This window comes from Kitasatospora sp. NPDC058406, assembly GCF_042722765.1.
Lineage (GTDB): Bacteria > Actinomycetota > Actinomycetes > Streptomycetales > Streptomycetaceae > Kitasatospora.
In genome coordinates, this window is record NZ_JBHXKE010000254.1 from 1 (window position 1) to 12,693 (window position 12,693).

Here is a 12,693-nt window from a genome sequence, read left to right on the forward strand (position 1 = left end):
CCCCGGCGGAACCTTCCGCCGGGGCCCTGCCCTGTGTTCCGTGGTGGTCCGGACCGGTGCCGGGCGGGTCAGAGCGCGTGGGCGGTCCGGCGGCGCGGGGCGATCACCCGGCCGTCGGGCAGCAGTTCGCCGGTGTCCTCGAACAGCAGGACGCCGTTGCAGAGCAGGCTCCAGCCCTGCTCCGGGTGGCACGCCACCGGGACGGCGGCCTCGCGGTCCTCGGACTCGGCCGACGGGCACTCAGGACGGTGCTGGCACATGCGTACCCTCGCTTCGCTCTGCGATCCTCCCCGAGACACGGTGCCGCCGGTCTGCCGTCGGGCGCTGCCGCGGTGGTCGGATTCTGTCCGGTGTCGGGCCAGGTGTGGACCGGCACTCAAGTGGGTAGGACAGGAGGTCCCTCCACGCTGGTTCCCAGTGTCGGCATCCGGGGACGCGCGCGCAGCGATTTCGTGACATGCGCCACAACCAACGGGTAGAGATCACCCGTTCAGGTGGCGGCGGACCGTGGCCGGTGCCGGGTGGACCATCCGGTGACGGGCCCGGACGGGCCATGCCGCATGGCCCACCCGGGTGTTCGCCGGGCGGTGGCCGGGAGGGGCGGGGGGTGGGCGTGGCTGAGCCCCGGACCGGAGCACCCGGCCGGGGCGCGGGGCCGGACACCGGGCGGGTCCCGGGTCGGGTCCGGGTGGTGGCTCGGGGCGCCGGGTTGTCGGGCCTCGGGTCGGGTGCCCCGCTCTCAGGGGGAGCCGAGCAGCAGCGGCCGCCCGATCGGCGTACGGGCCAGGACCGGCAGGAGCTCGGCAGCCGGGTAGGTGCGGTGCGCGGTGACACCGAGCGGAGCCGGCGCCAGCGGGATCAGCAGGTCCGAGCCGGTGTCGCCGTCCGGGCCGTGCAGCCACAGGGCCGTCGCGTACTGGCCGGGGAAGGTCAGCAGCCTGGGCTGCCGGCGGGCCCGGGAGGACTGGGCGAGCTGCCAGGCCTGGCGCAGCGCCCGGACCGTCGAGTCCAGGTAGGGGCCGGCGGTGAAGTGCGAGAACGTGTGGCCCTCGGACCCCTGCACCACCTCGGCCGCGGCGGCCACGTCGGCGCCGTCCTTGATCAGGAAGCGCCACCCCGTTCGCCGGGCGGCGGCGAGATCGGCGCGAGGCCCGTCCAGGACGTGGACGGCGAGCGGATGGGCGGGGAGCAGTGCGCCGGTCGGATGACGGAGCGCGGCGGCGGCGGGCTGGCGCAGCGCGGTCTCGGAGTCGAGTGCGGCGAGGACGGCGCGGAGCGCGCTGGGCGGGGGCTGGGGAGTCTGCAGAGTCATGGCAAAGTCGCCTCTCCGTGCGAGATCGGCGTGCGAGTGCGGCATACCGGCATGGCCCGGTGCGTCGGCGGTGACGGAACCTGGGCCTTGTCCGGTTGGGCAGGATCGCGGTGCCGGCGAGGCCCCCGCCGTCGACGGTGGTCTCGGGGCGAAAGCGGGCCGGGCCGTGGGGCAGTGCGAATTCTACTCGAACAGGTGCGCAGGGTGACCTGTTTATCACAGGCGGTGGCGTCGGGCAAGTCGGCAGATTAGCTGAAACGGCATCAGTTTCCTTGCATTGCAAGCCAATCGAAGCCATCGGGTATCGATCTTCGGGGTGGGCATGATGCTTGCACGGTCGCTCGGCCGGGCGGCTCTGGAGGAGGGGACCATGGGCGAGAAGGTCGTGGCGACGCGGGCGGACCTGTCGGACCGGCAGCTCTACCGGCGCAAGCTGCAGTCCAGCCTCGACGTGTTCGGCCGGATGCTGCGCGAGGACCGCTTCGAGCGACCACGGGCCGTGATGGGTCTGGAGATCGAGCTCAACCTGGCCGACGAGCAGGGCCTGCCGGTGATGAACAACGCGCAGGTGCTCACCGCGATCGGGTCCAGCGACTTCCAGACCGAGCTCGGCCGGTTCAACATCGAGGTCAACATCGCGCCGCACCGGCTCTGCGGGCACGTCTTCGAGGACCTGCGCGAGGAGATCGACACCGGCTTGCGCTACGCCGACCGGCGGGCGAGCGAGGCCGGGGCGCGGATCGTGATGGTCGGCATCCTGCCGACCCTGGAGCACGACCACACCGGGCTGGACGCGATGTCCCACAACCAGCGGTACAGCCTGCTCAGCGACCAGATCCTGGCCGCCCGGGGCGAGGACATCACGCTGGACATCGAGGGCGTCGAGCGCCTCCAGCTGGAGTCCATCACCATGGTCGCGGAGGCCGCCGCCACGTCGCTCCAGCTGCACCTGCAGGTGACCCCCGAGCGGTTCTCCTCGGTCTGGAACGCCGCGCAGGCGATCTGCGGTCCGCAGCTCGCGCTCGGTGCCAACTCGCCCTTCCTGTTCGGCCGGGAGCTGTGGCGCGAGACCCGGCCGGTCCTGTTCCAGCAGGCCTGTGACACCCGTTCGGCGGAGCTCAAGGCCCAGGGCGTGCGCCCGATCACCTGGTTCGGCGAGCGCTGGGTGGACTCGGCGTACGACCTCTTCGAGGAGAACCTGCGGTACTTCCCGGCGCTGCTGCCGATCTGTGACGACGAGGACCCGGTGAAGGTGCTCGGCTCCGGAGGGGTCCCCCGGCTCGCCGAGATGCGGCTGCACAACGGCACCATCTACCGCTGGAACCGACCGGTGTACGACGTCAGCGGCGGGGTGCCGCACCTGCGGGTGGAGAACCGCGCGCTGCCGGCCGGTCCGACCGTCGCCGACACGCTCGCCAACGCGGCGTTCTACTACGGCGTGGTCCGGGTGCTGGCCGAGCAGGCGCGGCCGATCTGGACCAGGCTGCCGTTCGACCGGGCCGACGAGAACTTCCGGCAGGCGGCGCGGTACGGCGTCGACGCGGTGTTCCAGTGGCCGCGGCACGGCCGGGCCGGGCGCGGCGGCGGCCTGACCGCGGTGCCCGCCGTCGACCTCGTGCTGGGCGAGCTGCTGCCGATGGCGCACCAGGGACTCGACGCCTGGGGCGTGGAGCCGGCCGACCGGGACCGCTACCTCGGCATCATCGAGCAGCGCTGCCTGCGCCGGACCAACGGCGCCTCCTGGCAGAGCGCGACGTTCCACCGGCTGCGCGAGCAGTACGGGATGGACCGGCCGGCCGCCCTGGCGGCGATGACCCGCCGGTACATGGAGTACTCGCGCGGCGGCGAGCCGGTGCACACCTGGCCCGTGGGATAGGCGCGTCGCGGGGACCGGTCCGGACGAAGGTCCGGACGAAGCCGTCGCGGCCCCGGGCCGATCCGCCCCGCACACCCCACCGGCACGCTGTGGAAGGATGACCGCTCCGGCGGTCGGCCGACGGCCGGAGCGACGCCCGTCCGCCGTCCGCGCTGGAGCACCACGTGACCACCGTCCCGACCGAACCGCAGACCGCGAAGCCCACCCGCCGGCTGCTCGGCGCGGAGCTGCTGATCGTTCTCGGCCTGTCCCTCGGGGCCAGCGGCATCGGCGCGCTGATCAGCTTCGCGGGCTCGCTCACCGAACCGCTCAACCTGGGCCGGCAGGTCGCCACGCTGAACGGCTCACGGGCCCCCGGCCGGCCCTGGCTCGACCTGCTCTGGCAGCTGTACTACGTCGGACGCGGGCTGATGCCGGTCGTGCTGGTCGGCTACCTGCTGGTCCGCGAGGGCGTGGCGCTGCGGGTGCTCGGATTCGACCTCGGGCAGAAGCTGCGCGACCTCGGCCGGGGTGCGGCGGTCGCGGCGGCGATCGGTGGTTCGGGACTGGCGCTGTACCTCGCCTCCCAGGCCGCCGGCTACAACCTCACGGTCGCGCCGTCCGGGCTGCCGGACGTGTGGTGGCGGATTCCGGTGCTGCTCGCCTCCGCCTGGCAGAACGCGATCCTGGAGGAGGTCGTCGTCCTCGGCTACCTGCTGCGCCGGCTGGGGCAGCTGGGCTGGTCGTGGCCGGCCGCGGTGGTGGCGAGTTCGCTGCTGCGCGGCTCGTACCACCTGTACCAGGGGGTCGGGGGGCTGGTCGGCAACATCGTGATGGGCGTCGTGTTCTGCCTGCTCTACCGGCGGTGGGGGCGGGTGATGCCCCTGGTCGTGGCGCACGCGCTGATCGACACGGTGGCCTTCGTCGGGTACGCGCTGCTGGCCGGGCACGTGAGCTGGCTGCCGACCGGGTGAGGCCCGCCGCGTGCGGCCGGGCGGGGCAAGGGCGGCCCGGGCGGGTGGGCGCGGTGGGCGCGGTGGGCCGGGAGGTCAACCGGCCTCGGGCCGGGTGGTGGGTCGGGTGGTGCGCAGGCGCAGGGTGGCGGGACGCGGCGGCCGGGCCAGCAGCCGGTCCACGTGCCGGCGTTCGAGGCCCCGGCCCGGATCGATCGGCAGCAACACGCGGTCGCGGCGCCAGAGCGCGCTGCGGACCAGCCGGCCGGGGATGACGTCGTCGACCCAGGCGAACGGCCGCCCGGCCGCGTAGCGCAGCAGCGGTGCCCACTTGCGGGCGGAGAACAGCTCCATCAACGGGACGCGCGGGTCGCCGGGCTGGGGCGTGTAGCCGGTGAACCGGACCAGCGGCAGCTCCGGCAGGCCGATCGCCGGGGCGATGTGGGCGTTGGCGTGCTCCTCCCAGGTGGTGGCCCAGACGAGTTCGTAGCCGGCGGCCAGTTCGCGCAGCCACGTGCCGTGCCGGGGGGAGAGCAGCACGGTGTAGCCGAGCATGGTGTGCGCGTCGAAGTCGGTCTCTGGTCCGGGGCAGACCGGGTTGAGCACTCCGTCGACGTCCAGGAACAGCAGTGGCTTCGGCATCGGGCGCCCCCCAGGTCTCACTCGTCGTCACCTGGTCGGACGAGCCGGGCCCTCCGGTGGTTGCCCACCGGAGGGCGCATCCGGGGGCGCACGGGGCGCGTCAGAGGGTGGGAGCGGTTGCCGTGCGCGGTGTGCCCTGGGCGTCGTCGGCGGCGGTCGGGCGTCTGGTGAGCCGGCGGACCTGCGGCTCCAGCAGGACGACCGCGCTGAGGAGGAAGGAGAGCGCGGCACAGGCCCAGAGCGCGCCGGAGAGGCCGAGCAACCCGGCGGCGGGTCCGGCCAGCGCGGTGCCGAGCGGCGCCAGCGAGAGCGAGCCGAACTCGTCGTACGCGGCGACCCGGGAGAACGCCTCGGGCGGGATCTCCTGCTGGAGCGCGATCATCCAGTTGACGCCGAAGACGGTGACCCCGACGCCGGACAGGAACATCGACGCGGCCAGGACCGGCAGCGGGGCGGACACCGCCAGCGCCAGGGCGGGTACCCCGAACAGGAAGACGCCCCAGTTGCCGACCAGCAGGATCCTTCGCGGCTGCCAGCGCGCCATCAGCACGCCGGTGGCGACCAGGCCGACGCCGTAGGCCGCCATCGCGAGCCCCCAGTCGCGGGCCCCGCCGAGCCGTTCCTTCGCGACGATGGGCCCGTACACCGCCTCGACCGCGCTGATGCAGGCCACCAGGACCGAGAACTGGAGCACGATCACCCAGAGCCAGCGGCGGGAGGCGAACTCCTGCCACCCCTCGCGCAGGTCCCGCAGCATGCCGCCGCCCGCGGTCGCCGCCACGGGCGGCACCGTCTCCAGCAGGAACCGCAGCGCCGCGGCGACCAGGAAGCAGCCGGCGTCCAGGGCGAGCACCCAGCCGGGGCCCACCGCGGCGGTCAGCGCGCCTCCGAGCGCCGCGCCGCCGATCTGGGCGGCGTTGAGGCCCATCCGGTACACCGAGAAGGCGCGGGCGGCGTGCTCCGGGGCGACGCTCTCCAGCACCATGCCCCCGGCGGCGGGGGCGTAGAACGCGTACCCGGCGCCGCCGGCGGCGGAGAGCAGCATCAGCTGCCAGAGCGGCGCCCCGCCGGTCAGTACGACCGCGGCGAGGGCCGCCTGCGCTGCCGCGCTGAAGAGGTTGGCGCCGACCATGACGTGGTGGCGCGGCAACCGGTCGGCGAGGGCGCCGCCGAGCACCAGCAGCAGGACGGTGGGCAGCAGCCGGGCCGCGGTGACGTAGCCGACCTCGGTGGTGGAACCGCCGCCCTCCAGGACCGCGAAGGCGGTGGCGATCGGGGCACCGGCGTTGCCGAGGCCGCCGATCACGGTGGCGGCGGTCTGGATCCGGAAGTTGCGGCTCGCCCAGGCGAACCGGGGCCGGGGCACGGGGGAGGGTGGGCTCTGCACCCGGCGACTATGCCGGGGGAGCGGTCAGCTGTCCAGCGAGTTTCGCCCCTTACCGAACCGCTCAGCCGAGGTGGCCCCAGAGGAAGCTGACGGTGCGGAGCCAGGCCGTCCGGGCCTGCAGCGGGTCGTAGGTGCCGAGCAGGTCCTCCTCGTTCATGAAGGCGTGGCCGGCCGGGTAGAAGTGGATCTCCGGACGGACGTCGGTGGCCTCCCCGATCCGGATCGCGGCCTCGTCGACGGCCTTCATCGGGACGGACCGGTCGTGTTCGCCGAAGTGGCCGAGGACGTGCGCGGTCAGGCCGCGGTACTCGAACTCCCGGTCGGGCGGCAGGCCGTAGAACGGCACCGCGGCGGCCACCCGGTCGCCCTCGGCGGCGGCCAGCAGGAGGGCGAAGCCGCCGCCCATGCAGAAGCCGACCACCCCGACCGCGTCGCCGACCACGCCCTCCAGACCGAGCAGGTGGCCGACCGCGCCGCGCAGGTCCTGGACGGCCCGCTCGACCGGCAGCTCGCGTTCGAGCCGCGCCGCCTCGGCGCGGTCGTGGGTGGTGTCGCCGCCGAACAGGTCCGGCGCCAGGACGGTGAAGCCCTCGGCGGCGAACCGGTCCGCGACCCCGGCCAGGTACGGGGTCAGCCCCCACCACTCCTGGACCAGCACCAGGCCGGGGCCGAGGCCCTGCGGCGGGCGGGCCAGGTACCCGTGGGCCTCACGGCCGCCGCTCGGGAAGACGGTGTTCTGCCGGGAGCCGCGCTGGTCGGGCATGGCTTCCTCTCGGGGACGGGCCGCGCGCGGCGGCATGGACGTCGGAGCTCAGCCCATCTCCTCCAGGGAGCGCCCCTTGGTCTCCTTGATGCAGAAGGCCACGAACGGGATGGAGAGCAGGGCGAAGACCGCGTAGATGACGTACGTCGCCGACAGGTTCCAGTCGGCGAGGTCGGGGAAGCTGACGGTGATCGCCCAGTTGGCGATCCACTGGGCGGACGCGGCGACGGACAGGGCGAGCGCGCGGATCCGGTTCGGGAACATCTCGCCGAGCAGCACCCAGACCACCACGCCCCAGGAGAAGGCGAAGCAGAACACGAAGACGTGGGCGGCGACCAGCGCGACCGTGGCGTGGGCGTCGTCCAGGGTGGCGGCGTCGCCGGTGCCGTGCCGGTAGGAGAACGCCCAGGCGGCGGTGGCCAGCGCGACGGCCATGCCGGCCGACCCGGCCAGGGCGAGGGGCTTGCGGCCGATCCGGTCCACCAGGGCCATCGCGATCACCGTGCCGATGACGTTGACGATCGACGTGGAGAGGCTGATCAGCAGCGAGTTGGACTCGTTGATGCCGACCGACTGCCAGAGGAAGGAGGAGTAGTAGAAGATCACGTTGATGCCGACGAACTGCTGGAAGACCGAGGCACCGATGCCGACCCAGACGATCGGCAGCAGGCCGAACCGGCCGCCCAGCAGGTCCTTGAGCCGCGGCTTGTGGCTGGACTCCAGGACTCCGCGGATCTCCGCCACCCGGGCGTCCAGGTCGACGCCCTCGCCCTCGACCTCCAGCAGCACCTTGCGGGCCTGCGCCTCCCGCCGGTCGGCGATCAGGTAGCGCGGGGACTCCGGGATGGCCAGCGCCATCAGCCCGTAGACGATGGCCGGGATCGCCTCCACGCCGAGCATCCACTGCCAGGCCTGGACGCCGCCCAGGTGGCCGGTGGACTCGCCCCCGGCCGCCTGGTTGAGCGCCCAGTTGGCGAGCTGGGAGACGGTGATGCCGAGCACGATCGCCATCTGCTGGAAGGAGGCCAGCCGGCCGCGGTAGGCGGTCGGGGCGACCTCGGCGATGTAGGTCGGCGCGATGACCGAGGCGATGCCGATCGCCACGCCTCCGACCACCCGCCAGGTGGCCAGCACCTCGATGCTCGGCGGGAACATCGAGCCGACGCCGCTGATCGCGAACAGGACGGCGGCCAGCAGCATGGTGCGGACCCGGCCGAGGTGGTCGGCCAGCCGCCCGGCGGCCACCGCGCCGGCGGCCGAGCCGAGCAGCGCGATGGCCACCACGAAGGCGGTCTCGCCGTTGCCCACGTCGAAGTGCTTCTGGATGCCCGTCACCGCGCCGTTGATCACCGCGCTGTCGTAGCCGAACAGGAAACCGCCCATCGCGGCGGCGGCGGAGATGAAGACGACGTGTCCGAGGTGGGCCTCACCGGAGGCCGGATGGGTATGGGTTCTGGACACGTGCGCTCCCCGGGATGGACGGCCCGCCCCACGGCCGAGCGGGCAGGATTCGTGTCACATTCGACCAGCGGAGGGCGGGTTCCGCCCGAATACGGGCTGATCGGGTGACTTGGCGTCAGCCCGGATACCCCGGGACCCGGGTTCCATGCGGGTCCCGGGGTGACCGGGGTACGGGTGTGGTGGGGGAGCCGCGGCGACCGGTCGGCCGGGCGCCCCGCGGTCGGCGCGCGCTACGGGCGGGGGGCCCGCCGGGCGTTGCGGCGCAGCAACTGCGCGCGGGTGCCCGCGTCCAGGCCGAGGCCGCGCGCGGCGAGCCGGTCGGCGAGCGCGTACTGCTCGGCCGGCGGCTTCTTGTCGTCGAACTTGAACTTGGCGCGGACCTCGCGGACCGTCAGTCGCAGCCCGCGCAGGCCCGGGAGGAGCCGGCCGAACTCGCCCTCGCCCGGGACCACCCGGGTCTGCGGGGTCTCGGGCTGGAAGTGCGCCAGCTGGCGGTTGAGGATCTCCGCCTTGCCGGCCGCGTCCTCGACGATCTCGGCGGTGGCGTGGAAGTGGACCGAGGCGTAGTAGCTGGTCGGCGTGCCGGGCTCGCCGCGCCAGTGGCCGGGCGCGAAGGCGTAGTCGTCGGTCACCGCGAGGGTGACCTCCGGGTCGTCCCGGACGGCGGCCAGCAGGGGGTTGGGCGCGGCGAGGTGGAGCAGGATCTCGCCGTGCCCGGCGTCCAGCAGGAAGTGCGTGGGGACGAGGACGGGACCCCGGCCCGGTCCGCCGTTGGCGGCGAGCAGGCCGAAGTCGCGCCCCTCGGCGAGCCAGGCCTGCCACTCGGCCTCGTCGCCGCGGTCCCAGGACCGGATCAGCATCGGTGCGCCCCCGTCAGGCCGTCAGGTCGCGGACGTTGGCGGGGAGGGGCACGGTGGTGGAGGCGTCCGGCTCGGGTGTGCCGTAGCCGCTGGTGACCGGGACGACGCCGGCCCAGTGCGGCAGGTCGAGGTCCTCGGCGTCGTCGTCGGCGAGGTCGGCGCGGGTCTTGGCGGAGACCTCGTCGAGGTCGAGGCGGATCACGGCGGTGGCGGCGAGCTCCTTGGCGTTGGCCGGGCGGACCTCGGCGGAGCGGCCGGGGACGACCTGGTCGACCAGGGCGTCGAGCGCGGTCGTCAGCTCCTCGGGATCGGTGACCTGGTGGGCGGTGCCGTGGGCGACCACCGAGCGGAAGTTGATCGAGTGGTTGAACGCCGACTTGGTCAGCACCAGGGCGTCGACCAGGGTGACGGTGACGCAGACCGGCAGGCCCTGGTCACCCCGGGCCCCGCGCAGCGGCCGGCTGCCGGTGGAGCCGTGCACGTAGAGTCGGTCGCCGACCCGCGCGTGGATGGTGGGCAGCACGACCGGGGCGCCGTCGGCGACGAACCCGAGGTGGCAGAGGTAGGTGGCGTCGAGGATGGCGTGGATCGCCTCCCGCTCCCAGGTGGCGCGGTCCTTGTAGCGGGTGGGAGTGGTGCGCGGGGTGCGCGGGTAGGACGCTTCGCCGTCCGGCCTGGTCGACATGACAACCTCTATGTACTAGTGCATAATCTGTTTTGTGCTAGGAGACTATCGGATCACCGGTCGGCGTGCCAGCGAAATCGCGGCCGACGTCGAGCAGGGCGTCAGCAGCGGCCGACTGGCCCCCGGCACGGCGCTGCCCCCCTTGCGCGACCTCGCGACCGAACTCGGCGTCAACCCCAACACCGTGGCCGCCGCCTACCGGCTGCTCCGCGACCGCGGCGTGATCGAGACCGCCGGCCGCAAGGGCAGCCGGATCCGCCCCCGACCGCCCCACACCCCCCGCGACCAGCTCCGGCTGCCCGTCCCGCCGAACGCCCGCGACCTCTCCAACGGCAACCCCGACCCGGCGTTGCTGCCCGATCTCACCCCCGCCCTCGCCGCCGCCGCCGAGGCCGCCCGGCGCGCCCCCGTGCGCTACGGGGGGTCGGCCGCCGACCCCGGCCTGCTCGCGCTGGCGGGCGCGGGCTTCGCCGCCGACGGCCTGCCGGCCGGGCCGATCGCCGTCGCCTCCGGCTCGCTCGACACCATCGAGCGGATCCTGGCCACCCGGCTGCGCCCCGGCGACGCCGTCGCCGTCGAGGACCCGGGCTGGGGGAGCCTGCTGGACCTGCTGCCGGCGCTGGGCCTGCGGGCCGCGCCGGTCCGGCTGGACGACGCGGGTCCGCTGCCCGGCGCGCTGGCCGAGGCGCTGACCGGCGGGGCCCGGGCGGTCGTCGTGACCAGCCGGGCGCAGAACCCCACCGGGGCGGTGCTCACCGCCGGCCGGGCCGAGGAGCTGCGGGCGGTGCTGGCCGGCCATCCGGACGTGCTGCTGATCGAGGACGACCACGGTCACGGCATCGTCGACCAGCCCTACCACCCGCTGGCCGGGGCCGGTCCGACGCACTGGGCGGTGGTCCGCTCGGCGGCCAAGGCCTACGGGCCGGACCTGCGGCTCTCGGTCGCCGTCGGGGACGAGGACACCATCGGTCGCGTGCTCGGGAGGCAGCGGCTCGGGGCCGGCTGGGTCAGTCATCTGCTCCAGTGCACGGTGGCCGAGCTGTGGCGCACCGACGCGGCGCCGGCCGGGCGGGTCGCCGCCGCGTACCGGGCGCGCCGGGACGCGCTGATCGGCGACCTGGCCGCGCGCGGGATCGCGGCGCACGGGGCGAGCGGGCTCAACGTCTGGGTGCCGGTGCCGGACGAGACCACCGTGCTGGCCTCCCTGGTGCAGCGGGGCTGGGTCGTGGCGCCCGGCGCGCGGTACCGGCTGCAGTCCCCGCCCGGGCTGCGGATCACCGTCGCGGAGCTGGACCCCGCGGAGGCGCGGCGTCTGGCCGATGACATGGCCGGAGTCCTCGGAACGGGCGGCGCCGTTTCGCGACTGAGCTGAACCGGTCGGTAGCCCGGCGAGAAATCCGGTGCAGATACCTAGCGGTAACAAGCGCGAGCATGTCATCTTCATCGCGCCACCGGCCGGCGGCCCACCCTCACCTCCGCGTCTCCCCGACCCCACTGTGCGGGCGAGACCGACCGCAGGAGTTCCGCCGTGCCCGCAAACCGTTCGAGCATCATCCGCAGGACCACCTCCTGGAGCGGGCGGCTGCTCACCGCAGCCCTCGCACTCCCGCTGGCCACCGCGCTGACCACCGCGCCGGCGGTCGCCGCCCCGGCGTCCCCCACCGGCGCGGTTCTCGCCGGGCAGACCGCCAGCGTCACCCTCGGCGACAGCTACATCTCCGGCGAGGCCGGCCGCTGGAAGGGCAACTCCGTTGCCTCCGGCGGCAGTCGGGCCGGAACCGACCGGGCCTGGAGCGGCAGCGCGGCCGACCCGGCCAGGATCTACGGCGCCACCCACGCGAGCGGGTGCGACCGCTCGGACGTGGCCGAGGTGCGCAGCGCACCGACCGTGGCCCAGGTCCAGATCAACCTGGCCTGTTCGGGTGCCGTCGCCGAGAACGTCTTCCGTGCCGCCGCCGGCGGCCGGTCCTTCAAGGGCGAGGCCCCGCAGGCCGACCAGCTCGCCGCCGTGGCGAAGCAGTACAGCGTCAAGCTGGTCACGCTGTCGATCGGGGGCAACGACCTCGGCTTCGCCGACGTGATCGAGACCTGCGTCGCCGACTACCTCGTCTGGTTTTCCTACTGTCACGACGACCAGCAGGGCGAGGTCGACGCCCGGATGCCGGCGGCGATGGCCGGGGTCGGCAAGGCGGTGGACGAGATCCGCACCGTGATGGCGGCTGCCGGGTACGGGAGCGGCGACTACCGGATCGTGCTCCAGTCCTACCCGTCGCCGATCCCGCGGGCCGCCGAGATCCGTTACCCGGAGAGCGGCTGGAGCCGGTCGGACACCGGCGGCTGTCCGCTCTGGAACGGCGACGCGGACTGGGCGCGGGACTCGCTGGTGCCGCAGATCTCCCGCTCGCTGGCCGGGGTCGCGGCGGCCAAGGGCGTGCAGTTCCTGGACCTGGCCGACACGCTGCAGGGGCGCGAGGTCTGCTCGAAGGCGACCCGGCAGGCCACCTCGACCAGTGCGCCCTCCGCCACCACCAGTGAGTGGGCGAGGTTCCTGGACGGCGGGCTCAACACCTCCCAGGGCGCCCTCCAGGAGTCCCTGCACCCCAACTACTACGGGCAGTTGGCTCTCGGGCGATGCCTGACCCTGCTGTTCGCCAGGCCGAGCGGCAACTGGGCCTGCCGCAACACGGCGGGGCAGGACGCCGGCGGGATGTACCTGACCGCGAAGTAGCGTGCGGTGAAAGGCCGGTGCCCCTCCCGCGACGGCCGTCGCGGGAG

Annotated in this window: 12 protein-coding genes; 4 read left to right on the forward strand and 8 right to left on the reverse strand. The window is 74.0% G+C overall.

What is annotated here, in order from left to right; genetic code table 11:
- Nucleotides 1–68 precede the first annotated feature (68 nt).
- Together ACFWOG_RS34035 and ACFWOG_RS34040 are read right to left on the reverse strand one after the other, a co-directional pair.
- The gene (locus tag ACFWOG_RS34035; protein WP_329877932.1) at nt 69–260 is read right to left on the reverse strand and encodes a DUF5999 family protein; all 192 of its coding nucleotides are present in this window, start codon (nt 258–260) and stop codon (nt 69–71) included.
- 479 nt (nt 261–739) lie between these two features.
- Nucleotides 740–1,312, reverse strand: coding sequence for a hypothetical protein (locus ACFWOG_RS34040; protein ID WP_329877931.1), 573 nt, complete (start codon nt 1,310–1,312; stop codon nt 740–742).
- Between the two features lie 370 nt (nt 1,313–1,682).
- On the opposite strand from ACFWOG_RS34040, the gene ACFWOG_RS34045 reads away from it, so the two are divergent.
- A complete protein-coding gene (locus tag ACFWOG_RS34045) occupies nt 1,683–3,188 on the forward strand; it encodes a glutamate--cysteine ligase (RefSeq protein ID WP_329950161.1) in 1,506 nt (501 codons plus the stop codon).
- Nucleotides 3,189–3,352: 164 nt separating this feature from the next.
- Entirely contained in the window at nt 3,353–4,141 is a 789-nt protein-coding gene (locus ACFWOG_RS34050; protein WP_329950152.1) for a CPBP family intramembrane glutamic endopeptidase, read from the forward strand.
- Nucleotides 4,142–4,216: 75 nt separating this feature from the next.
- On the opposite strand, the gene ACFWOG_RS34055 is transcribed toward ACFWOG_RS34050, so the two are convergent.
- The 6 genes from ACFWOG_RS34055 to ACFWOG_RS34080 form a co-directional block, all read right to left on the reverse strand.
- Entirely contained in the window at nt 4,217–4,762 is a 546-nt protein-coding gene (locus ACFWOG_RS34055) for an HAD domain-containing protein (protein WP_380363089.1), read from the reverse strand.
- Between the two features lie 100 nt (nt 4,763–4,862).
- The gene (locus ACFWOG_RS34060) at nt 4,863–6,149 is read right to left on the reverse strand and encodes an MFS transporter (RefSeq protein WP_380363091.1); all 1,287 of its coding nucleotides are present in this window, start codon (nt 6,147–6,149) and stop codon (nt 4,863–4,865) included.
- Between the two features lie 61 nt (nt 6,150–6,210).
- Nucleotides 6,211–6,912: an alpha/beta fold hydrolase gene (locus ACFWOG_RS34065; RefSeq protein WP_329950149.1), complete on the reverse strand. Its 702-nt coding sequence runs from the start codon at nt 6,910–6,912 to the stop codon at nt 6,211–6,213.
- A 48-nt stretch (nt 6,913–6,960) separates the two neighbouring features.
- Nucleotides 6,961–8,373 (reverse strand): sugar porter family MFS transporter, encoded by a 1,413-nt coding sequence (locus tag ACFWOG_RS34070; RefSeq protein WP_329877919.1) that lies wholly within the window; start codon nt 8,371–8,373, stop codon nt 6,961–6,963.
- Between the two features lie 230 nt (nt 8,374–8,603).
- The gene (locus ACFWOG_RS34075; RefSeq protein WP_380363094.1) at nt 8,604–9,233 is read right to left on the reverse strand and encodes an FMN-binding negative transcriptional regulator; all 630 of its coding nucleotides are present in this window, start codon (nt 9,231–9,233) and stop codon (nt 8,604–8,606) included.
- A gap of 13 nt (nt 9,234–9,246) precedes the next feature.
- Nucleotides 9,247–9,918, reverse strand: a complete 672-nt coding sequence (locus ACFWOG_RS34080) for a pyridoxamine 5'-phosphate oxidase family protein (protein WP_329877915.1) — start codon at nt 9,916–9,918, stop codon at nt 9,247–9,249.
- Nucleotides 9,919–9,952: 34 nt separating this feature from the next.
- On the opposite strand from ACFWOG_RS34080, the gene ACFWOG_RS34085 reads away from it, so the two are divergent.
- Both ACFWOG_RS34085 and ACFWOG_RS34090 read left to right on the forward strand, forming a co-directional pair.
- Nucleotides 9,953–11,290, forward strand: a complete 1,338-nt coding sequence (locus ACFWOG_RS34085) for an aminotransferase class I/II-fold pyridoxal phosphate-dependent enzyme (protein ID WP_380363096.1) — start codon at nt 9,953–9,955, stop codon at nt 11,288–11,290.
- A gap of 156 nt (nt 11,291–11,446) precedes the next feature.
- The gene (locus ACFWOG_RS34090) at nt 11,447–12,646 is read left to right on the forward strand and encodes a GDSL-type esterase/lipase family protein (protein ID WP_380363098.1); all 1,200 of its coding nucleotides are present in this window, start codon (nt 11,447–11,449) and stop codon (nt 12,644–12,646) included.
- The last annotated feature ends 47 nt before the right edge of the window (nt 12,647–12,693 follow it).